General features: G+C 41.8%; 19 protein-coding genes and 2 tRNA genes. 11 read left to right on the top strand and 10 right to left on the bottom strand.

Translation table 11 applies throughout. The features are described from left to right. The first annotated feature begins 27 nt into the window (after positions 1-27). From ACY3ZI_RS12560 to ACY3ZI_RS12580, 5 genes are all read left to right on the top strand, one after another. On the top strand, positions 28-1,278 hold the full coding sequence (locus tag ACY3ZI_RS12560; RefSeq protein WP_036952924.1) for a mechanosensitive ion channel family protein: 1,251 nt from the start codon (positions 28-30) through the stop codon (positions 1,276-1,278). A gap of 307 nt (positions 1,279-1,585) precedes the next feature. Then, positions 1,586-4,015: a DMSO/selenate family reductase complex A subunit gene (locus ACY3ZI_RS12565; protein ID WP_487375283.1), complete on the top strand. Its 2,430-nt coding sequence runs from the start codon at positions 1,586-1,588 to the stop codon at positions 4,013-4,015. A gap of 11 nt (positions 4,016-4,026) precedes the next feature. Beyond that, a complete protein-coding gene (locus ACY3ZI_RS12570) occupies positions 4,027-4,644 on the top strand; it encodes a DMSO/selenate family reductase complex B subunit (protein ID WP_036952921.1) in 618 nt (205 codons plus the stop codon). A 1-nt stretch (position 4,645) separates the two neighbouring features. Then, complete coding sequence (locus tag ACY3ZI_RS12575; RefSeq protein WP_487375284.1) at positions 4,646-5,422, top strand: dimethyl sulfoxide reductase anchor subunit family protein; 777 nt, start codon at positions 4,646-4,648, stop codon at positions 5,420-5,422. Between the two features lie 124 nt (positions 5,423-5,546). Beyond that, complete coding sequence (locus ACY3ZI_RS12580; RefSeq protein WP_211886029.1) at positions 5,547-6,146, top strand: molecular chaperone TorD family protein; 600 nt, start codon at positions 5,547-5,549, stop codon at positions 6,144-6,146. Between the two features lie 61 nt (positions 6,147-6,207). Here the strand turns inward: ACY3ZI_RS12580 and ACY3ZI_RS12585 are convergent, their stop codons facing one another. Beyond that, positions 6,208-6,750, bottom strand: coding sequence for a DUF924 family protein (locus ACY3ZI_RS12585; protein WP_036952909.1), 543 nt, complete (start codon positions 6,748-6,750; stop codon positions 6,208-6,210). Between the two features lie 448 nt (positions 6,751-7,198). On the opposite strand from ACY3ZI_RS12585, the gene ACY3ZI_RS12590 reads away from it, so the two are divergent. Then, the gene (locus ACY3ZI_RS12590) at positions 7,199-7,474 is read left to right on the top strand and encodes a hypothetical protein (RefSeq protein ID WP_036952907.1); all 276 of its coding nucleotides are present in this window, start codon (positions 7,199-7,201) and stop codon (positions 7,472-7,474) included. A 68-nt stretch (positions 7,475-7,542) separates the two neighbouring features. On the opposite strand, the gene ACY3ZI_RS12595 is transcribed toward ACY3ZI_RS12590, so the two are convergent. Genes ACY3ZI_RS12595 through ACY3ZI_RS12615 form a run of 5 tightly spaced genes read right to left on the bottom strand, consistent with a single transcriptional unit; the run spans position 7,543 to position 13,733 of the window. Continuing rightward, a complete protein-coding gene (locus ACY3ZI_RS12595) occupies positions 7,543-9,285 on the bottom strand; it encodes an acetyl/propionyl/methylcrotonyl-CoA carboxylase subunit alpha (RefSeq protein WP_487375285.1) in 1,743 nt (580 codons plus the stop codon). After that, positions 9,272-10,876: a 5-oxoprolinase subunit B/C family protein gene (locus ACY3ZI_RS12600; RefSeq protein ID WP_211886031.1), complete on the bottom strand. Its 1,605-nt coding sequence runs from the start codon at positions 10,874-10,876 to the stop codon at positions 9,272-9,274. The genes ACY3ZI_RS12595 and ACY3ZI_RS12600 overlap by 14 nt, the downstream gene beginning before the upstream one ends. A gap of 8 nt (positions 10,877-10,884) precedes the next feature. After that, the gene (locus ACY3ZI_RS12605; RefSeq protein ID WP_211886032.1) at positions 10,885-11,691 is read right to left on the bottom strand and encodes a putative hydro-lyase; all 807 of its coding nucleotides are present in this window, start codon (positions 11,689-11,691) and stop codon (positions 10,885-10,887) included. After that, positions 11,688-12,467 carry a LamB/YcsF family protein gene (locus ACY3ZI_RS12610; RefSeq protein ID WP_036952898.1) on the bottom strand — a complete coding sequence of 260 codons (780 nt, stop codon included), beginning with the start codon at positions 12,465-12,467 and terminating at the stop codon, positions 11,688-11,690. Before ACY3ZI_RS12610 ends, ACY3ZI_RS12605 begins: the two co-directional genes overlap by 4 nt. 27 nt (positions 12,468-12,494) lie before the next feature. Beyond that, positions 12,495-13,733, bottom strand: a complete 1,239-nt coding sequence (locus ACY3ZI_RS12615; protein WP_036952895.1) for an NRAMP family divalent metal transporter — start codon at positions 13,731-13,733, stop codon at positions 12,495-12,497. Positions 13,734-14,162: 429 nt separating this feature from the next. Here ACY3ZI_RS12615 and ACY3ZI_RS12620 point away from each other — a divergent pair, with 429 nt between their 5' ends. The 3 genes from ACY3ZI_RS12620 to ACY3ZI_RS12630 all read left to right on the top strand — a co-directional run bounded on the left by ACY3ZI_RS12620 (position 14,163) and on the right by ACY3ZI_RS12630 (position 18,379). Beyond that, positions 14,163-14,825 carry a GntR family transcriptional regulator gene (locus tag ACY3ZI_RS12620; protein WP_211886033.1) on the top strand — a complete coding sequence of 221 codons (663 nt, stop codon included), beginning with the start codon at positions 14,163-14,165 and terminating at the stop codon, positions 14,823-14,825. A 395-nt stretch (positions 14,826-15,220) separates the two neighbouring features. Further along, positions 15,221-16,528 (top strand): glutamate/aspartate:proton symporter GltP, encoded by a 1,308-nt coding sequence (gene gltP, locus ACY3ZI_RS12625; protein WP_036952889.1) that lies wholly within the window; start codon positions 15,221-15,223, stop codon positions 16,526-16,528. A gap of 342 nt (positions 16,529-16,870) precedes the next feature. Beyond that, positions 16,871-18,379: a phosphoethanolamine transferase gene (locus ACY3ZI_RS12630; RefSeq protein ID WP_283092678.1), complete on the top strand. Its 1,509-nt coding sequence runs from the start codon at positions 16,871-16,873 to the stop codon at positions 18,377-18,379. A gap of 406 nt (positions 18,380-18,785) precedes the next feature. On the opposite strand, the gene ACY3ZI_RS12635 is transcribed toward ACY3ZI_RS12630, so the two are convergent. The 4 genes from ACY3ZI_RS12635 to ACY3ZI_RS12650 form a co-directional block, all read right to left on the bottom strand. Beyond that, a complete protein-coding gene (locus tag ACY3ZI_RS12635) occupies positions 18,786-19,073 on the bottom strand; it encodes a putative quinol monooxygenase (protein ID WP_154599427.1) in 288 nt (95 codons plus the stop codon). 70 nt (positions 19,074-19,143) lie between these two features. Continuing rightward, positions 19,144-19,308 carry a hypothetical protein gene (locus ACY3ZI_RS12640; RefSeq protein ID WP_487375286.1) on the bottom strand — a complete coding sequence of 55 codons (165 nt, stop codon included), beginning with the start codon at positions 19,306-19,308 and terminating at the stop codon, positions 19,144-19,146. A gap of 208 nt (positions 19,309-19,516) precedes the next feature. After that, a tRNA-Thr gene (locus tag ACY3ZI_RS12645) sits at positions 19,517-19,592 on the bottom strand. 5 nt (positions 19,593-19,597) lie between these two features. Beyond that, positions 19,598-19,685 (bottom strand) — tRNA-Ser (locus ACY3ZI_RS12650). 215 nt (positions 19,686-19,900) lie between these two features. Here ACY3ZI_RS12650 and rcsD point away from each other — a divergent pair. Both rcsD and rcsB read left to right on the top strand, forming a co-directional pair. Continuing rightward, positions 19,901-22,600 (top strand): phosphotransferase RcsD, encoded by a 2,700-nt coding sequence (gene rcsD / locus ACY3ZI_RS12655; RefSeq protein ID WP_487375287.1) that lies wholly within the window; start codon positions 19,901-19,903, stop codon positions 22,598-22,600. 1 nt (position 22,601) lies between these two features. Beyond that, positions 22,602-23,252 carry a response regulator transcription factor RcsB gene (gene rcsB / locus ACY3ZI_RS12660; protein WP_004259923.1) on the top strand — a complete coding sequence of 217 codons (651 nt, stop codon included), beginning with the start codon at positions 22,602-22,604 and terminating at the stop codon, positions 23,250-23,252. The last annotated feature ends 18 nt before the right edge of the window (positions 23,253-23,270 follow it).

Here is a 23,270-nt window from a genome sequence, read left to right on the forward strand (position 1 = left end):
TATGGATAACGCAATAAAGGAGAATTTATGCAGCAGCAACTGCTCGACTGGGCTCGCCAGTTTAATCAAGACTATGCCACCCTTGCCTCTCTCTTAATGGTTCTTGGGCTGATACTGATTGTCGCCCTGATTTTGCATCTTTTTCTGCACAAAATTTTGCTTCCCACGATTGAAAAAAGAGGATTAAAAGCGGGTTCCGGTTGGCAACATCAACTCACCCAATATAACCTGTTCAATCGAATTGCCTTTATTATTCAAGGTATTGTGGTCAATATTCAGTCCACCTTATGGCTATCTTCGGGCTCAACGACACAAATGGTATTGAATGTCGCTTCCCAAGCATGGTGCTTGCTGTTTGGCTTACTGACGATTTATTCCATTTTGGATATCACACTGGGTGTATTACAACGTGCGGCAAAAACGGCACATCTCCCGCTACGTGGTATTTTCCAAAGTATTAAGCTTATCGCCACTGTTTTGATTTCGATTATGATCATCGCGCTACTGATTGGTAAATCTCCGTTGATTATCCTCAGTGGTTTAGGTGCGATGACAGCTGTCATGATGTTGGTGTTTAAAGACCCGATTATGGGATTAGTCGCCGGTATTCAGCTCTCTGCGAATAATATGGTCAACATTGGCGATTGGCTGGAAATGCCGAAATACGGTGCCGATGGTGCAGTGATTGATATTGGATTGACCACAGTTAAAGTTCGAAATTGGGATAATACCGTCACCACCATTCCAACTTATGCCCTGATTTCAGATTCCTTTAAAAACTGGAAAGGCATGACCGAATCAGGCGGGCGCCGTATCAAGCGTAGCCTACGTATCGATGCCAATAGTATTCATTTTTTGAAACCTGAAGAAGTTAGCAACTTTGAAAAAGCCAACTTATTAGAGCCTTACATCGGGAAAAAAGTCTCTGAGATCCAGGTCTACAACTCTGCTTTACCAGAGGATAAAGCGACGCCACTCAACCAGCGACGCCTCACTAATATCGGGACATTTCGCGCCTATATTGAAGCGTATCTACGCGCTCACCCGCAGATCCATAAAAATATGACCATCATGGTTCGCCAATTAGAGTCAGACTCAAACGGTATCCCAATTGAGATTTACGCGTTTACCAACACGACAGTGTGGTTAGAATACGAACGCATCCAATCGGATATTTTTGACCATATTTTTTCCATTCTGCCGCAGTTCAATTTATCTGTGCATCAATCACCTACCGGTAATGATGTTCGATTCTTAGGTCATTCAACAAATAAATAACTCATCATAGGTAACTTATAAATACTACTTAATGATTAGCAAACATGGCCAGCCTACCTAGAGGGGGAAACCCCTCTTATACTCACAGATCCCACCCTACCATTATATAATTTTTAATATAACGATTGATAATAAAAACAGAACAAAAATGGCATCTATGACAAGAAAACTCCTTATAAATTAAATAAATAAAAATATTTCCCTTGGTTTTTTCAAGGATATTGTTGATGCATATCATGTTAGTGATGGGTATTTTTTCTAACATATTGAACATACCTAATACGTTATTTACATATAGGCAATGTCAATGCATAAAAATAAAACAAATACTCATTTCGCAGAACTGAGCAGGAGGGAGTTTCTTCAGACCTCCGCAACCGTAGCGGGTGCAGCCGCCGTTGCAGGCTCAATCACTCTGCCTTTTGCTGCTCAAGCAAAAACACCAACCATCATGCCTGACGAAGTCAGTGAGAAAATCAGCTACAGCGCTTGTTTAGTTAACTGCGGTAGTCGCTGCCCTCTAAAAGTTCATGTGAAAGATGGCGTTATCAGCCGTATTTCCAATGAAACCATGTATGACGATTCAACACTGGGAGAACATCAGATTCGCCCTTGTCTGCGTGGTCGTTCAGTTCGCTGGAAAACCTATAATCCAGACCGTTTAAAATACCCAATGGTGCGTGTGGGTAAACGTGGTGAAGGTAAGTTCAAAAAAATTAGCTGGGATGAAGCTACCACTATCATTGCGGAAAAACTGAAATACACCATCGATAAATACGGCAACGATGCCATTTATTACCAATATGGTTCTGGTTCAACGGGTGCCAACTTGCACGGTCGTGCAGCCTGTAAACGTCTTCTAAGTTTAACGGGTGGATTTTTAGGTGACTACGGAACTTATTCCTACGCACAGTTAATGGAAATTACGCCATATGTTTACGGCAGTGTGGAAGAGTCTTATTTAACTGAAATCCAAAACTCCGATCTCGTGGTGATGTTCGGTCATAACTTGGCTGAAACCCGTATGTCCGGTGGTGGTCAGTTCTATGAAACACTCAATGCCCTCGATAAGAGCAAAGCAAAAGTCATCATTATCGACCCACGCCGTACCGATAGCGTCACAACATTAGGCGCTGAATGGATCCCTATTTATCCAGGTACTGACGCCGCGTTAGTGGCAGCCCTGGGTTATGTGATGATCCAAGAAGGCTTAACCGACGAAGAATTCCTGAAAAATTACTGTGTAGGCTGGGATGAATCAACCCTGCCAGCTTCAGCACCACGTAATGCCTCTTACAAAGATTACATCTTAGGCAATGGTCCTGATGGGATTGCAAAAACCCCTGAGTGGGCGAGCAAATTAACGGGTATTTCGGTTTCACGAATCATTCAGTTAGCCCGTGAAATTGGTAACGCTCAACGTGCTTGGATCTCACAAGGCTGGGGCTTACAACGTACCGAAAATGGTGAGCAAGCCTGTCGCTCTATCATGATGCTGCCTATTATGTCTGGCAATATCGGTCGTTCAGGGACTAACACCGGTTTATGGGGTAACAGTTTTGCCTATCCAGTGGCTGGATTTGGCTTGCCAAACCCTGTGAAAGCATTGATCCCAACGTATATGTGGTCAGAAGCAATTGTACGCGGTAAAGAATTAACCGCAGAAAATGGTGGGATCAAAGGCGTTGATAAGCTGAATAATGACATCAAATTTATGTGGTGTTATTCCAGTAATGTCATCGGAAACCAGCATGGTGACTTGAATAAGACCCATGAAATTCTGTCTGATGAATCAAAATGTGAGTTTATCCTTGTTTGGGATAACCACGACACTCCATCGGCAAAATATGCGGACTTACTGCTGCCAGATGTGACCACCGTCGAAACAAACGACCTGATCAATAACTCCTACGCAAGTGGGGCTTATCACTATCTGGTGCGTCTACAAAACGCCATTGAACCACTGTGGGAAAACCGTCCAAACTACGATGTATTAGTCGAAATCGCAGAAAAAATGGGCGTGAAAGATCAATTCACTGAAGGTCGCACCTACGCAGAATGGATTGAGTTTTGCTACAACAAAACCCGTGAAAAAATGCCTCATTTACCTGAGTTTAGTGAGACTGATGGCGCAGGGATCATCGACCGTAAGTTCCTTAATAGTGCTGAAAACGTGGCACTGAAAAGCTTCCGTGATGACCCAGTGAATAATCCACTGAAAACACCATCGGGCAAAATTGAAATTTACTCCGAAAAACTGGCTGAACGCGTGAAAAACTGGGAACTTCCAGAAGGTCAGCGTATTCCAGCTATTCCTGAATATTGTGTGAATAGAGAAGGTGTTGAAGCGCAAGCTGCACAGAAAAAACACTCTTTATTAATGACGGGCTTCCACGATAAAGGTCATGTTCACTCAACCTATTACAACGTGGCTATGCTGCGTGAAGCTATTCCTCATCAATTCTGGTTAAACCCAATTGATGCACAGGAACGTGGCTTGAAGAACGGCGATTTAGCTGAAATCTTCAATGATCGCGGGCGTATTCAGATTAAAGTCAAAGTGACTGAGCGCGTCTTACCGGGTGTGATTGCGGTTCCTCAAGGTGCATGGCGCACATTGAATACCGAAGGTTTAGATGTTGGTGGTTGTATCAACACCCTAACCTCCCATGTCCCTTCTCCACTGGCGAAAGGCACACCACAACATACTAACCTTGTTGAAGTCAAACGCGCTTAAGGAGTTAATTGATGAAACAGTATGGCTTTTATTTTGACTCCACAAAATGCACTGGCTGTAAAACCTGTCAGGTAAGTTGTAAGGACGAAAAAGATTTAGATTTAGGTCCTAAATTCCGCCGTGTGTATGAATTCGGTGGCGGTAGCTGGCAGAAACAAGACGGTATTTGGCAACAAAACGTCTATAGCTACTACCTGTCTATTTCGTGTAACCACTGCTCGAATCCAACTTGTGTAGAAGGTTGCCCAACTGGTGCAATGCACAAACGCAGTGAAGATGGCTTAGTGGTTGTTGACCAGTCTATCTGCGTAGGCTGTCGTTACTGTGAACTGCGCTGCCCATACGGTGCGCCACAGTTTGACGAAAAGAAAAAACTGATGAGCAAATGCGATGGCTGTTATGAACGTGTCGCAAAAGGAATGAAGCCGGTTTGTGTAGAGTCTTGCCCGCAGCGCGCTTTAGATTTCGATGATATTACCGTTTTACGTGAGTTACACGGTACGGAGTGCGGCATTGCACCGATGCCAGATCCAAGCCTGACTAACCCGAATATCGTCATCAAGCCACACAAAGATGCTAAGCCATCAGGTGATAAAAGTGGCGAATTGAAAAACCCTGCGGAGGTCTAATATGCATGAGTTACCACTGGTTTTCTTTACTGTCTTAGGGCAATCCGCGGCGGGTTTATTTCTGTTAGCTTATATTGCAAAAAAAATGGGCTCAATTGACGATAAACAGCTGAAAACAGCCAATATTGTCGGGTTTATCATTGTAATGATTGGCTTGGGTATTGGCGCACTGCACGTCGGTCAACCACTGCGTTTCTTCAATATGTTGTTGGGCGTGGGCCGCTCACCAATGAGTAATGAAGCGTTCTTAAGTGGCGTATTTGTGGGTTGTGCTGCCGCTACGCTGTTTTTCACCCACTTTGTTAAACAAGCCGCTCTGCGTGAGCTGTCTAACATTGCGGCGGTGATTTCAGGATTAGCGTTCGTTTGGTCAATCCCGCAAGTGTATAACATTGCAACCATTGCTAGCTGGGATACCCAATTCACTACGCTGCAAATGTGGACAACCCTGTTTGTGGGTGGTGGCGCACTTGCAATGGCAATCGGCGCTCGTGGTTTAGGATTAACGGCGTTTTTAGTCGGTACCTTTGCGATTTTTGCCAGCCGTGCCAGCTACCAAGCATTTTTAAGCGAAACTGCACCCGCATTAAGCGCAGAGCAGACTGGTTTTTGGGGCTTCCAAGTGATTGTATTAGCGATTGCTTTAGCGGCATTCGTTGGGTTCGCTATCAAGCAACGTTCACCAAAAATTCCATTACTGACCTGTGCAGCAGCCGTATTACTCGCAGAATTGTCTGGCCGTATTGCCTTTTATAACCTGTGGCAAATCACCATGTAAGGTGCTATAACCACAGATTATGGTTAGCAGTATAAAATAAATAATAATATAAGAGCCTGAATTCAGGCTCTTTCTTTTAAGTTAATTGAAGCTTTAAATTAATTGCAGCTTTATAGGTAATATCATGCAAACTCTCGATACCACTCTTTTTCGTATTTTAGGGGGAATGTTTTACTACTCTCCTGAAACCCCCACGTTTCAAACGTTACAACCTGTACTGCGTGAGATCCCATCCCTGTATGATTGGCAAGAACCGTCTCAGCTGATTGCCGATTGTGAGGCATTAAGTGATTACCCAGCAGATACGCTTACCTATGATTTTTCAATTCTTTTTGAAGGTCAAGGTGCAATGCCAGCACCACCGTGGGGCTCGGTATATCTGTCTCACGACAACACCGTTATGGGGGATTCCACCAGCGCCTATCGCCAATTTTTGATGTCCCATGGATTGGTTACTGATACGGGATTACGGGAGCCGGAAGACCAATTTGGTTTGATGTTAATGGCCATTTCAGCACTGGCAGAGCAAGGTCAAGACGATGCCATTGTGGAATTACTCGAGCAGCATTTATTACCTTGGGCGGAACGTTACTTAACGCTGGTTCAGCAAACGTCAACTGAACATGGGTTTTACCCTACCCTTGCCAAAATCACTCAGACCTATTTGGCTGGTGTGCAAAAACAGCTCGGTTTACAGCCTGCCACGGCCGAACTTTTCCGTTAATAAACCTTAAAAGAAAATGAGTTTGCTAGCACGTAAGCAAACTCATTTTTATGTAGACGAATTAGAATGACGAGTTAGGTTGCTGTAGAAAAGCAATTTCTTCTCGAGTTGATGGCCGACCGAGAATCTCATTGCGATGCGGGTAGCGCCCAAACTTATCGATAATAGCCTTATGGCGCATTTCATAGTCCAGCGTACTATCATCCCCCAACATACGAAATAGCTCCACCGCTTGCAGGTGGATAAAGCTCGATTCTGAATGCATAAACGGCATTAACATAAATTTTCTCTGAGATAGCGTAAGCAGATGATAATCCGGCTGTTTAATGGCTTCTTGTGCCAGTGCTAGCGCCATCGCATCTTGCGCGAACGCTCTTGGGGTATCTCGCCATAAATTACGGGAAAACTGGTCAAGAATAATAATTTCCGCTAAACGACCGCGAATAGAGGCTCGCCAATAAGCTAGCTCCCCTTTTGCCGCCTGTTCACTGAGCGCAGTAAAACGTTTTGCGATGGTTAAATCGAATTTCTCGCTTTTTTCAAACCACTGTTTTGGGGTCGATTCTTCAAACCAAAATGAAAGCACTTCTTCCATGGCATTCATAAGTTACCTATTTATATTATTATTGCGATTATTATTACGATATCGAGTTCATCGTAGATAAAAATAGTTCAAATTGACAGGATGGAGATCTAAAAACACAAATTTGCAGATAAAAATTTTGTTATTTGCGAGCTAGCCCTAAAATAATCGCGATGACTCTCAGTAACTCCCTACTGTTTTTTATTGCATCAAGTTTTATTGCATCAAGATAAGTATTCTTTTTTTGATAATGATAAATGCTCGATCACGCATTCTTATTTGCTGTTTAATGTGAATTTAAATTTATCTATCGTATGAATACATACATTTATTTAATCCAATGTTAGAATTTGACTTATATTTTATAGACAAAGCATTTTATAGACAAAGAACGCGCCCCTATATATTGAGCGTGTTAATTTGACATCTTGGGTGTACTTCATTAGCGGTGAGTGGGAAGGCAAGATAAATGGCAGGACATATGGTACTTATCGGTTGGGCTTTGTGGGTCAGTCCTTGTGGCACTGATTCATGCGATGCATTACCCGTGACCGAAACCATTTTTACCCAAGAACAGTGCATGAGCCGAAAATCCTATTTAGAGGCAAAACGCCCTAATTTGTTTTTCTTATGTGGTGAGGTTTATCGTGATAGCGATGAAATCGCCAAAGAGGAAAAAAGTGTCGTGCCCGCACCTAATCCACCATTACCTGTACGCAACTTACCGGAACGCAAATCACGTTGAGTTACGATCAAATAGGTAAGGCGGTGGCTATTCGCCACCCCTTATTAACGATTAATCGCCATTAGCGATTAGATAATCTCCGCAATTTTATTATCTGCATTGATAAAATCCCCTTGTTTAGCCGTATATTTCAGTTCCCCTGAACGGTGGGCGATAACTTGAACTTCCATTTTCATTGCCTCCATCACGCCAATAATGTCCCCTTCTGTTACCTTATTTCCTTGAGGAACTAGCCAGTTGTATAGCACACCAGAAATGGGGGCGTTCACGCTGTTAGGGTTATTTTCAACTCCTTGGGATGATGGCGTTACCGTTGTTGGATTAACTGCCATTCCAGCAAACAGTTGCGCGGGCAAACCCAGCTCGCAGCGTTTCCCGTCAATTTCAATAAATGACCGTGTTAACACATGTTCAGCTTGTGGTAATTGGCGTTTCGCTGGGGGGATCTCAACACTAAATTCTGTTTCAATCCAACGGGTATGCACCTTAAAATTCTCACAAAAATCTGCTTGTTCCATGACTGCGCGATGGAAAGGCAATACGGATGCGACCCCTTCAATCTTAAATTCAGCTAATGCGCGACGAGCACGTACAATCACTTGTTCACGGGTTTGACCGACCACAATCAATTTTGCCATTAGCGAGTCAAAGGTACCGGGAATGGTTTTGCCTGTTTCAACGCCACTATCAACACGGACGCCTGGTCCTGATGGCGCATCAAAACGTAAAATGGTTCCCGGCGTTGGTAAGAAGCCATTCCCTGCATCTTCCGCATTGATACGAAATTCAAAAGCGTGACCACGAGGTTTAGGCGTTTCTTGAATACTCAGAGGCAAACCTTCCGCAATACGTAGCTGCTCAACCACCAAGTCAATTCCTGCTGTTTCTTCTGTGACTGGGTGCTCAACCTGCAAACGGGTGTTCACTTCTAAGAAGGATAAAGTGCCTTCTTGGCTTAATAAGAACTCGACCGTTCCCGCGCCCACATAGCCGGCTTTACGGCAAATATCTGTGGAAGCACGAATGATTTGCTGTTCCAGTTCAGGGGCTAAAAACGGGGCTGGAGACTCTTCCACCAGCTTTTGGTTTCGGCGTTGCAACGAACAATCCCGCGTTCCCACGACAACAACGTTACCGTGGGTATCGGCGATGACTTGCGCTTCAATATGGCGAGGGTTATGCAAAAATTGCTCAATAAAACATTCCCCGCGACCGAATGCCGCTGTCGCCTCACGCACCGCAGAGTGGTATAACTCTTCCACTTCGTGCATCTGCCATGCCACCTTTAAACCGCGACCACCGCCGCCAAATGCGGCTTTAATCGCGATTGGTAACCCATGCTGATGGGCAAACTGCACCACTTCTTGGGCGGTTTCAACGGGATCTTTGGTTCCCACGACAAGCGGCGCACCCACTTGTAAGGCGATATGTCGGGCTTGAACTTTGTCCCCTAAAATATCAATACTCTCTGGGCTTGGACCAATCCAAATTAATCCAGCTTGTTGTACTGCTCGCGCGAATTCAGCACGTTCAGAAAGAAAACCGTAGCCCGGATGCACCATGGTTGCACCGGATTTTTTTGCTACCTCAATCAGTTTCTCAATGTTTAAGTAGCTCTGTGCTGGGGTATTGCCACCTAACCCATAAGCTTCGTCCGCCATGTTGACATGCAATGCGTCAATATCACTATCGGCATACACCGCCACAGACGCAAAACCATAATCGCGGCAAGCACGAATAATACGTACGGCGATCTCACCACGGTTGGCAATCAATACCTTATGCTGTGCATTTTTATTATTGGTATTCATAAGCTTCATGACTCCCTTCAAGTTGATAAAATTCACGTAATGGATTAAAGCGGATTTTGCCATTCACGGGGATTTGCCCTGCAAGATCCAAATGATAGTCACACACCGCCCCTATCACCGGATACCCCCCAGTTAATGGGTGGTCATTTAAAAATAACACCGGCTGCCCATTAGCTGGGACTTGGATCGCGCCAATACAGGTGCCTTCACTTGGTAATTCTTGCAACAGTTCACGGCTTAGCGGCACTTCACCTGCAAGGCGTAACCCAATACGGTTTGAAGCCGCAGTCACTTGCCAAACTTGCTGGCGCAGTAATTCCGCAGCTTGTTCAGTAAACCAATCTGTTCTAGGTCCCATTACCACATCCAATACCACCACGTCATCCGCGGTTGGGTAATCAAAGGCTGGCGATTCTGAGAGCGAAATGGCGCGATGATTCATTTTGTGATCAATCGATAAAGATTGCCCAACCATCAATGGCGCGGGACCTACCTGAGCTAAAGTATCGAATGAGCAGCTCTCAAGAACTGGCGCCACAGAAAAGCCTCCGCGTACTGCAAAATAGCTACGTACACCTTTGGTTGGGCGTCCTAATTGAATGACATCCCCTTTCGCGAGGTGAATCGGTTGGTAGGTTGCTGAGGTGTATATCTGCCCGTCTTCCGTGGTGATGGTGACAGGGCATTCAGCACCTGTAAGACCAACCAACAGGTCCCGATTAGCACGGACTTTTAAGCCGCCTTGTGTAACTTCCAGTACAGTGGATTGAGTACAATTACCGACCAAACGATTTGCACTGTATAGCGCCGATTTGTCCATCGCTCCCGATTCGGAGATCCCTAACGCTGACTGCCCAATACGCCCTCTATCCTGAAATAAGGTTTGTAGCCCTGTTGCCAGCACAGTGAGATCGTACGTTTGGTTCTTATCGATAGGTTTAATGTCAGTTTGGTTCGGTAAACTGTAGCTCACGGAACTCTTGCTTTGGTCAACAAATTGCACCCGATAACCCGCTTGTAAGAGGGCTGGCTCTGGTCGATTAATATCCCACACAGCTAAATCAGTCTGACCTATCAGTTGCCAACCGCCGGGGCTGGCTTGTGGATACACGCTGCTAAACTCCCCCGCCAATGCCACTGAACCAGCAGGAATTCGCACTCGAGGGGATTGGCGGCGCGGTACCTGTAATTGCGCTTGCTTCGATACCATATAACCAAATCCGGGGGCGAAACCACTAAATGCCACCAGATATTCACTTTCAGTATGACGGCGGATCACCTCTTCGATAGAGACGCCTAAATACTCCGCGACTTCCGGTAAATCTTCCCCAGTATAGTGCACGGGAATAGTCACTAATTTTCCCGTTTTAGCTTCGCCGCCTTCAATATTGCGCTGGGAAATTTGCTGCACAATCGTATTAACATGCTCAATGGCTGGGTTATAACGCACTAATACCGTTCGCGCCGCTGGGGTTATCTCTTCGATACCTTTAATGGGCCGATGCATTAATGAGTCTGTCAGTGCCATCGTTTGTTCGAGACTTGGCAGTTCAACCATAAACGCGCTTAAATTGACAGGTAAGAAACGCATAAGCCCCCCTATACGTGGTAAGCGGCGTCAGGAACATCCGTGATAAACATATATCCCGGAGCATGACTTAACGCAAAAGGAACACCCGATTTCATCACCGCCGCTTGAGGTGTCACACCACAAGCCCAAAATACAGGAATTTCACCTTGTTCAATGCGGACTGCATCCCCAAAATCAGGGCGCATAATATCTTGGATCCCCAGTAATTCAGGTGCGCCAATATGTACGGGAGAGCCATGTACCGCGGGAAAACGCCCCGATATCATGACGGCATCGGCAACACGATCGGCAGGGATTGGGCGCATGGATACCACAAGTTCGCCTTCTAAACGCCCCGCAGGGCGACACAGTCGGTTAGTTTTATACATCGGCACATTGGAACCGTCGGTAATGTGCCGAACATCAATACCCGCCTCTATCATCGGTGTTTCAAAGGTAAAACTGCAACCAATCAAGAAAGTGACTAAATCAGGATGTTCCTGATAAATGGCCGTCGCATCCGTAATTTCATCCACCAGCTTGCCTTGTTCCCAAACGCGATAACGAGGAATATCGGTACGCAGATCGGCGCCTTCGGCTAACACAGTTTGCCAACTCCCTGATTCGCACACATCCAAGACAGGGCAACTTTTGGGATTGCGTTGAGCATAAAGTAGGAAATCAAACGCCCAATCTCTCGGCAACGCAATCATATTGGCTTGGGTCATTCCCGGCGCCATACCTGCCGTGGGTTTATCATAACCATGGCGAATCGCTTCTCTCGCTGATTTCGCCGCTTGAATAGCCTCTTTTGAGGCTTTCATTAATGCATTCATGCTTGGCCTCCCTTTCCTGCAAATGCACGGATACCGATCCCTTGCAGCTCAAAGAGTTCACGCACTTTTTTCGCCATCTCTAACGCACCGGGGCTATCTCCATGTACACAAATAGAGCCCGCTTCAATAGGAGTGAATTTCCCATCAATAGCGACTACGCCACCTTCATTCACTAACTGCAACATGCGCTTAGCCACTAACTCTGGATCATGCAGAACGGAACCTGCTAACTTGCGAGAAACCAGCGTACCATCGCTGTTGTAAGCTCTATCAGCAAAGGCTTCTGCGACCACCTTCAATCCGCTCTCTTTTGCCCAACCAATCAATGGGGATCCCGCTAATGCCACCAGCGTTAACTGGTTATCAATCTTCAAGATCCCATCAATGACAGCCATTGCTTGGCGTTTGTCATGGGCGATGGTGTTATATAACGCGCCGTGTGGTTTAACATATTCCACGTGGGTGCCAGCCGCCGTTGCAAGCCCCTTTAATGCGCCGATTTGATAAATCACGTCTGCGGTTAATTCGTTAGACGCAATATCCATATTTCGACGACCAAATCCGACTAAATCCGGATATCCCACATGCGCTCCTACCGTCACACCCTGCTTTTGTGCGGCAATGAGCGTTTGGAGGATCCCATCGGGAGAACCCGCATGAAATCCACAGGCAATGTTGGCGCTACTGACAATGCTCAACATCGCCTCATCATTGCCCATTTTCCATTGACCAAAACTTTCACCAAGGTCGCTATTTAGGTCGATTTGCTTATTCATTATTGTTCCTCAATCCTTGATAACGACTTATTTTAAGTAGTTGAAAATTGCGCTCACGGACATGGCGCCCATGTACCACGTTAACGCACAGGTCACGACCCCCGACCACAGTAACCAACGCGGGTAATGATACCCTTCCATTAAATCTGCACGTTTCCAGCCAATATAGACAAACAGCGTCAGACCAATTGGTAAAATCAAGCCGTTAAAGCCACCGGCGAAGACTAGTAACGCTGCTGGCGCGGTTCCCATAAACAGGTAAACAGCCAATGAAACGGCGATGAACAGGATAGTGGCAATATTACGTTGTCTTTCCGTAATGGAAGATTTGAATGCTTTTAAGAAGCTCATGGAGGTGTACGCTGCGCCGATAACGCTAGTCAGTGCCGCCGCCCATAAAATTAAACCGAAAATACGTAAACCGAAATTACCCGCCGCGGCTTGGAAGGCTTGAGAGGCAGGGTTCGCCGCTTTACCTGAAATATCAATCGTCACGCCACTGGCAACCACACCTAAGATGGCTAAAAACAGGACATAGCGCATGACACCGACGACGATAATCCCTTTGGTCGCTGCGCTAGAAACCGCTTTGATGTTTTCGACACCAACTTCGCCTTTATCCAGTAAACGATGCGCCCCTGCGTAGCAGATATAACCACCGACCGTTCCGCCAACAATCGTGGTGATCATCGCAAAATCGACGGTATCAGGGAGTACGCTTTGACGTAACGCTTCACCAATTGGCGGGTTAGATGCAATCATCACAAAGAGGGTTAGACCAATCATGACCAAACCTAATGCAATGATTAATCTATCAATAAAACTACTGGCTTTGCGGGACGAGAATATATAAATCGCTAAGAGCGCACTGAGTAAACCGCCCCACTTAGGGTCGAGGCCAACGAGTGCATTCAGACCTAAACCTGCCCCGGCAATGTTACCGATATTAAATATCAATCCACCAAAGATGACTAACACCGCCAGTAAATAGCCACTTCCGGGAATTGTCGCATTGGCGATATCGGATGAGTGCATTTTCGTGAGTGTCACCACTCGCCAAATATTTTGCTGTACCACAAAATCAATCACGATGGAGGCTAAAATACCAAACGCAAACGCGGCACCTAAAGTAACGGTAAATGTCGCGGTTTGGGTGATAAATCCGGGACCAATCGCTGATGTTGCCATTAAGAAAATAGCGCCAATCAGCGAGGAACGACGTTTCTTCACATATTCTGCTGTCGAGATATTTTCATGAGCTGCCATATGCATACTCCTCTGTAGTTTTTGTTGTTATCTGTATTTTGATGTTGTGCAAGTTTTTTAATACTGAACTCATTTGTAGAGGCAATTTTCGTGCCATTGTTCTATCAATGGTATGGATTGTTAATTTATTGAATGAAGATTGTTGAACAATTAATACGGAGCGATGAATAATTAAGCAATCAAAATCGTTTCTGGTAAGTTAAAAATCAAATCTTGATCACTTTTTTAACAATTAATGTTTATCTGTAACATTAAGAATGAGAGATGTAATACGTCAAAGCACCAATTTAGTGCTCAAAAAGGAAAATGCCCTGAATTAGTGCATAAAAGGAGTCTTGCTGCCCTACAGCGAATATGTGAAGATAGCGCTCAAATACCTGTTTTAATGAACTGTTCACCCTACTTTTCTTCAACTAGGCTCGCCTTTTTATGAAAAAACAGCCCGTCGCACAAACCTTGTCAGTCACTATCGCAGAAACTATCCGCCATAAAATTACGATTGGTGAGTTAACGCCGGGACAACGTTTATCAGAAGCCGCATTGAGTGAAGAGCTGGATATTTCTCGTAATACTTTAAGGGAAGTCTTTCGCGTATTAACCCAAGAAGGCCTACTCACCTACGCTCCCAATAAAGGGGTGTATGTTTCCGTCCCCGATATGGCGGCAATTATTGATATTTACCAAGTACGTCGATTAATTGAATGTGATTCATTGACCCATGCTTATGCACTGCATCCTGCCGTTCAAAAAATGAAACTCGCTGTCGCTGAAGCTCGGGAACATGAAAAAACGGAGAATTGGGTGGGTGTCGGTACCGCCAATATGAAGTTTCATACCGCGATTGTGGAATTGTCGGACAGTGAAAGGTTAATTAAGCTTTATCATAATATTGCCGCAGAGCTACGTTTAGCTTTTGGTCATTTAAATGATGCCAAACTGCTCTACGCTCCCTACATTGATAAAAACCAAGCTATTTTAGAGTTACTTGATGCTGGTAAAAATCAAGACGCGGCCGCTGCACTTTTACACTACCTCGATTTATCTGAACGCACATTACTTGCCGCCTACAAGCGCAGTCAATCACTGCTATAAAGTTCTTATTCTTGCAGATTGCCCGCTTTATCCCATGTCTTTTGTTACCCCTCTATTTTTTTAATTCAATATCTATGCAAATAATTTTGCATAGATATTGCAGAATTAAACACTTCACAGAAAATCCAACTCATAAAAATTGTATTTAACAATCTTTATCGATTAGATTAATTACTTTTTGTTATCAATCTAATAACACACATAGATACAAATAGAAATAAATATTAACAAATCATTCAATTTCAGAAACTTAATTTACAATTTGTTATAAGTAACCATTGTAAATAACTCTACTTTCTCGAATAAATGATTGTGGTTTTTCCGAATATTAGTTATAAAACTGAGCATAATAAAAATACAATGTTAAATATTATTAATATAAACGAGAATTATTTATGACACTAAACAACATCGTTCCAAAAAAACCGTTTAAATTTGGGTTAGGGTGGCAGATTCTAGTTGCGCTTTTTTTAGGTGTTATCGTTGGTGCTTTACTGCATGAAAGCGTGGAATACAAAGATTGGTTAATACTGAATGTTCTCTCTCCCGCCGGTAAGATTTTTATTCAGTTAATCAAAATGATTGTGGTACCTATCGTCATTTCGACCTTGATTGTGGGGATCGCTGGTGTCGGGAATACAAAACAATTAGGCACATTGGGTTTCAAAACGATCCTTTACTTTGAAATCATTACTACCATTGCCATCATTGTGGGTATTTCGTTTGCCAATATCTTCCAACCAGGTGTGGGCATTGATATGTCTCAGCTCACTCAAGTGGATATTTCTCAGTACCAAAAAACGACGCAGGAGGTTGCTAGCCATCCTTCAGGGATCGTGAATACTTTATTATCTTTGGTACCGAGCAATATTTTTGCTGCCATGGCGAGTGGCGATATGCTTCCTGTTATTTTCTTCGCGGTTTTATTTGGTTTAGGATTATCTTCTCTACCAGTAGCAAAGAAACAGCCACTATTAGATGTTCTGCAAACTTTTTCTGAAACCATGTTCCGCGTGACTAACATGATCATGATGTATGCACCAATCGGGGTGTTTGCATTAATTTCCGTCACCGTTGCAAACTTTGGATTTACTTCACTGGTTCCTCTGCTGAAGTTAGTTATTTTGGTTCACTGTGCGATTATTTTCTTTGCTGTTGTGGTGCTCGGAATTGTTGCACGTTATTGCAAAATTAATATTTTTACTCTGATGAGAATATTAAAGGATGAGTTGCTGCTTGCTTATTCAACCGCCAGCTCTGAAACTGTACTTCCTCGTATTATGGATAAAATGGAGAAGTATGGTGCACCAAAATCTGTCACCAGTTTCGTTATCCCAATTGGTTATTCATTTAACTTAGATGGTTCCACCTTATATCAAAGTATCGCTGCCATTTTTATTGCTCAGCTATATGGTATTGAGCTGTCATTAGGGCAAGAGCTTATTTTAGTCTTTACCTTAATGATCACGTCAAAAGGTATTGCAGGGGTTCCGGGAGTTTCATTCGTTGTCTTGCTGGCAACGTTAGGCTCTGTGGGGATTCCATTAGAAGGTTTGGCATTCATTGCCGGTGTTGACCGTATTCTCGATATGGCAAGGACTGCACTTAATGTGGTTGGTAACGCGTTAGCTGCCTTGATTATCGCCAAATGGGAACACAATTATGATGAGAAAAAAGCCCGAGAGTATGAGGAAAGTTTTTAATTAAAGACTAAATATCTAGGCTCTTCTTATTTCTAACCAAAGCCATCTTTAAAATATTAAAGATGGCTTTGAATCAACCTATTCATCGTTGATCTCCCCTCACCCAGTCTTATGCTAATCATTTTAGCATTCAATCGGTTATGCTAACATTACCTAAAATCAGTTGATTAATAGAAATAATATCTATCCTTATCAAAAAACGATTTATTAAATATTTTTTATTGCGTTATTATTTCATTCTACTGCTGATATTTGTACACTATTAGATCTACGATTGATATATACTCAATGACGGCCTGCTAAGCGATAGCCTCTTACTCAAAAACAGAAATTGATGAAAATATGCACAACCTAGTGAAAAATAATTTCTTATTAAAATTTATTGCTTTATTTTTGTTCTTTACCGCTATTCATTATGCAATGGGTTACCACTTTAAGATTTTCTACGTCCTAGCCATCACAGGAATATTAATTGTCGTTAATGACTATCCTAAAGTGTATAAAGCCATTATTGCCATTTATACCCTAGTGGGTATCTGCTATCTACCTGTAGGGTTACTTTACGGCTATCCTGATTATAATATCTTTTCATCTTTTTATTATACGGATAGCGAGGAAGCTAAAGGCTTTCTTAAAAACATCAATTACAAGTATTATTTATTATCAATTCTTCTCCTGTGCTTCAGTTATTTCATATTCAAATTGAAGTTTAAAGTGAATAAAAAAAGCAAATATGTTTTCTCTGCTATTTTTTTGATAATCACCGCGATATCCCCTATTAAAGCTATTTCTGAAGGAAGCTGGCGGTTACTTTTAACATCTGGATTACCTGAGTATCGTTTCTTTACTGAAAGCCTCTTTTACCTAGATTATTTACAGCAAGAAAAAAAATCTATTGAAGGTAATGATACCTTTGAAACAGTCACCTCCAATCCTAAATATCATGTTTATGTCATTGTTATTGGCGAAAGTGTTCGCCGTGACTTCATGCACAGTTATGGTTTTCCAATAGAAAACACCCCTTTTACCGATACAGTAAAAGGCTATATATTCGATAATTATATTTCTGCATCAGGTTCAACCAACCTTTCGTTGTCAAATACCTTATCTTTATATCCAAAAATGCAAAATAATATTATTTCTCTCGCAAACAAAGCGGGTTTCAAAACTTTTTGGATTTCGAGACAAGGTACTTACGGTAAACATGATGGTCCTGTAGCATCAATCGCCAAGCGTGCAACACATGCTTATTTTGTAGGTGGAAGTGCATTCCTCGATAATAATGTTATGTCTCAAGATGCCCCTGTGGTCCCTAAGTTTATTGAATCCTTAAAGCAGCCGGGTCAACATAAACTTATTGTGGTGCATTTAATTGGTAGTCATTCACCATTCTGCGATCGGATTGATAACACTTATGAGCAATTTCATATAAGTGACAAACTCTCTTGCTATATTCAATCTATCAAAAATACGGATGTCTTGTTATCTCAGATACAACAGCTACTTATAAAACAAAATACATCATGGTCTATGCTTTATTTCTCTGACCATGGGCTGTCTTTTATCGATAATCAAACTGATCTGATACATGGTGATAAAACACGGCAAAATTTTGAAGTCCCGTTTTTTATTACATCATCTGATTCGACTCAACGAGAGGTTATTTCTGCTCGTCGAAGTGCAATGAGTTTTATGACATTATTCTCTCAGTGGACAGGAATATCAGAGAAGAGCATTTCTCAATCATGTCCAATGATTTCTAATCAAGAATGTGAAAATCAAAATACCGTCATTAATTTTGATAAAGATTCAATGAGCTTTGAACGGCTCAATCATGACGAAAAAAAATAAAATACCATTCAAAGGCGATAAATTAACTCAGTTTATCGCCTTTTTAATAATTACTTTTACGTAATTTGAAATTTATTTTTTACTTATGTGATATTTCCTCGCAAGATTTTATTTCATTGCTACGCTAAATATACACTTTAATTTAGGTCATTCTTTATTTGGATTAGCAGCAATGAATCAAGTTAGACGCTTTCTTTTATTCTTAAAAGTTTTACAGCACCTAATGATTATCTTTGTGTTTACGCTGTCATATTTTCTGTTTCAGAATTGGCTATAATTCGATAAAGTTGAGCCCAAACCAAATCCCCCCTTTTCGAGTAAAGTAATAACCCGACTATTTAGGGGGAACTGATGAGAAGTTATTTGGATGAGTTTTACATACGATACTTAAATGAATTCTTCCGTGTTAAAACGCCGCATCCATCAAGATAAATTTAGGCTCAGCTCTTTGATAGTGGTTAATCATCGGTACTAATCGTTGGAAGTGTTCAGACGCACAATGTGAATCTAATGCAGCACGATTCGGCCACTCTTCAATAAAAACAAAATGCCCAGGATCCTTTTCATCAATATAAAGATCATAAGCGATACATAGCGGTTCTTTCTTTGTGGCTTCAACAAGTGCCTTATAGAGTGGTAACACGATTTCTACCGCTTCCGGCTTGATAAAATCTTCAGCAATGACTTTTAGCATTGTAATCCTCTTTAATTAACTTGTTAAAATTCAAATCAATCCCTTTCAACTAAGCGAGCTTCAAAAGCTCTTATTGATTCAGCTTAACATCCACATTTTTAATTATCTGCGCTAATTTTGCTTTATCTTCATCAGAGAGATAGTCATGGTATTTTTCAACAAAGCGCTGGATTCGCTCTGCCCCAGCAATAATTTTCCCTGCGGCTTTATTGATGTCATTTTGAGCGGTATTCATGTTGAACCTCATTAATCTGTGCCATGACAAAGAAAGTAGCACGCGATTAATAAATGATCATCAAATAGACCTTTAGTGGTATATGGGGATTACTGAAAACAGATATTGTCGACGGACGGAGCTACTGAAAATACAACGTAAAATTGAGGATATAAATGACTGACAAAGAAAAAACCCGCTATATCTTTCGATATAGCGGGTTCTTATTTGGTGCCGGCTACCGGAGTCGAACTGGTGACCTACTGATTACAAGTCAGTTGCTCTACCAACTGAGCTAAGCCGGCTAATTTGGCGGAGAGATAGAGATTCGAACTCTAGGATGGTTACCCATCGGCGGTTTTCAAGACCGCTGCCTTCGACCGCTCGGCCATCTCTCCATGGGGCGCGATTATGGAGGAATCCCGGGGGCTTGTCTACCCCTGATAGTAAAATAATTGCATTTTTTTGTTCGTTTGACTAATCTTCACTCAATTGTTCTCTATTGCCCTAAAAAAATGCTAATATCTGTGCAAAATCAGTGTCTATAACGTACCTAGGCGTATGATTTTTAATCTGATTAATCTAATTTGCCAGTGTGACAGCGTGGGACTGTATGTACAAACAATCATTATTAAAACCGAATGTTCTTTCTCGCATTTTTATTGCCTTTATTGTGCTGCTCGTCACAATGCTGTCGTTGTCCCTCTATAATTATTATCACGCATGGATGTTAGCGCACCAAACGGCCATCAACACTCTCGCTAATCGACTCGCTTATCAAATTGAAGATTATCGCTATCAAGCGGGTCACATCTATAAGCTTGCCAATGATAAAACTACACCTGACTCTGTTAACGACATTTCCGTGACTGAAATGCGCCACGATGTTTATTGGCTAAGTAGCAATAACCAGACCATTGATTCCATTGTGTTTGGTCTCAATAAACCAAGCAGTAAAGTCTTAGCGACAAAGCTCGCAAACTATATGGAGATTGTATGGGGGGCACGGAATGAATTTAACTCCATGTACTACCTTAATGGTCAAGACAACTCCTTAGTTCTGGTAACTACCCATTCCATTCTAAAACCAGAGTTACGCTATAAAGAAAGCTATTTAACGCTAACGGCGGAAGATAAGCGCTCTGATATGATCACCCAATCGACATTATTAGATCGCCGTGAAGTTATCTCCAATATGCAGAAAAATGCGCAGGATAATGTTTACTTCTATACCTATCGTTTAGTCTTTAACTCGCCAGGGCGCCTTAGTAGTGTGATCTCCTTTGATATTTCTATCAATTCAATCCTCCCCTTTACATTACAGGGTGATGATATTTCGATTTCACAGCGACCAAACAATCAAGAAAATAGCCAAGCGGCCAGCGAACTCGTTGGCACCAGCCTGATGCTATCTCAACCCATTGAAGGCACTAATTACCAGATTAGCTATACCCTTTCTCTGAAAAGTATTATTTTCGGGGTGCTAAGTTACAATTTTTGGTTAATTACCTGCATGATTGCGGTCAGTATTTTGGCGCTGATCACCACCATGTTTATCCGCAAGCGAATTATTTCACCCAATGCTTCAATGCTGGATGAGCTCCAGTTTAAAGATGCCCTCAATAATGACATTCTTAACCATATTTCTTATGGCATCCTAGTCTTTGATTTTAATAGCAATAAAAAATTATTAAGTAACAGTATCGCGAATCACTTATTACCGTCTATGGATCTGATACATATCAAAGAAATGGCAACCGATCATAATGATGTCATTCAAGTTTCCATAGAAAACAATATCTATGAAATCATTTTGGTAAAAAGCTTAATTAAAGAAAACACCATTTTGTTTATCATCATAGATAAAGATAAAGAAGTTCTGACGCAAAAACGCCAAGAAATGGCTACGCGTGAGCATCAACGAAATATTCAACTTAGAAAAGTGGTTTTCGAAAATATTTGCCAGGAAATTCTACCCGCTGTTAACCAAATTGATGCCAAATTTAACCAATTAAGCTCTTCACTTGGTGAGCCTAAAAATCCATTATTATCTGAAATTCAAAACCAACTGTTTTATATCAATAATTGGTTTAGAAATATCGAACTTATTAGTCAATTAGAAACTCAACAGATTGAGTTTAAAACAGAAAAATTTGCTATTGGTCAGATGATTAACCAATATCTTAAACAAAATTTAGCACATTTAAATCGAAAAGGACTTTCGTTCTATTTTTATAACAACATTAATCCTGACTCATTAATTGAAAATAACCCGGATTATTTCCAGATTTTATTCCAATCAATTTGGGAATACTCAATAGAAACTACAGCCTTTGGTAAAATTACCGTTTCAATTGACTATATTGAAGAAAAAAGTGAAGTTTCTATTGATATAAAAGACAGCGGAATTGGGTTAACTCATATTGAATTGAATAACTTGCAAAGCCCATTCACAGGGAAAGCACAAAGTTCAAATCAATTTAAGCGTTCTGGCATGACCTTTTACCTCTGCAAATTATTAACGAAAAAAATGCAGGGAACATTTAGTATCAAGTCAAGTGATGCCATCGGTAGCCATTATCAAATTAAGCTCCCCGCGCAACCCCAGATGCAAAGCCATGAATACCCTGCTCTGCTTGAAGATATGTATATTCGCTTGAATATTCAGAATATTGATACTCGTCGCATTGTTAAACAGACCTTATCGCATTATGGTGCAGAGTTTCTTGATATCGATGAGAGCTCACCACATAGCCACTGGGATCTCTTGATCGCCGACAATGATGACGTTTCCTTTAATCACATAATTAAAATTAAAGGAAATCTATCTTCAATAAATTGTATTAACCCAAATTATATTGAAGTTAACTACAATTTCGCGGATGAACTTATCGATGCTATCTCATTATTGATAGAACAAGCGAATGAGACAGAAGATAATAATGAATCCAACCTATCTTCATCACTCGTTCTACGAGAAAATAACTCTCAGTCGAATAATTCTGTCGATAATATTATTTCAGGCTATCATTTAATTCTGTCGAAGAGCGATTATAAAGATTTGTTTATCTCAACAGTACCGATAGATATTAATAAACTGTATAATAGTGAAAGTGTTGCGAATTTAACCGAATTAAAAGACACTGCACATCGTTTAAAAGGAGTTTTTGCTATGCTTGAATTCCATTATCTTCATAAACTTTGTGAAGATTTGGAACATTACATAGCAGATGAAAACGGATTTGAAATAAAAAATTGCATTAGAGAACTGGATGTCTCAGTGAAAAGACTAATGCCAGAAGGTAACCAATAATATGAATAACCTAAATGTCATTGTTGCCGATGATCATCCTATTGTTCTTTTCGGTATCAGAAAGTCGCTTGAACAGATTGAATGGGTAAACATCGTCGGTGAATTTGAAGATTCTACTTCTTTAATTAATAACTTAGCGCGCCTGAATGCAGACGTTCTGGTTACTGATTTGTCTATGCCTGGCGATAAATACGGCGATGGTATTACATTAATTAAATACATTAAGCGTCACTACCCTGACTTATCGATTATTGTCCTCACCATGAACAATAATCCGGCGATCTTAAGCGCTATTCTTGAGCTTGATATTGAAGGTATCGTACTAAAACAAGGTGCGCCTGCTGACTTACCAAAAGCGCTAGCTGCCTTACAAAAAGGGAAGAAATTTACCCCTGAAAGCGTCAGTAAATTGCTTGAAAAAGTGAATGCGAGTGGATATGGCGATAAGCGTTTATCACCAAAAGAAAGTGAAGTGCTACGCTTATTTGCAGAAGGATTCTTAGTCACTGAGATTGCTAAAAAACTAAATCGCAGCATCAAAACCATTAGTAGCCAGAAAAAATCAGCGATGTTAAAGCTGGGTGTTGAAAATGATATCGCACTGCTGAATTACCTTTCATCAGTCAGTATCGACAATTCCCCTTCTGAATAATCGTTTTTTGGCGCTAAA

The organism is Providencia sp. LY12 (assembly GCF_057621555.1).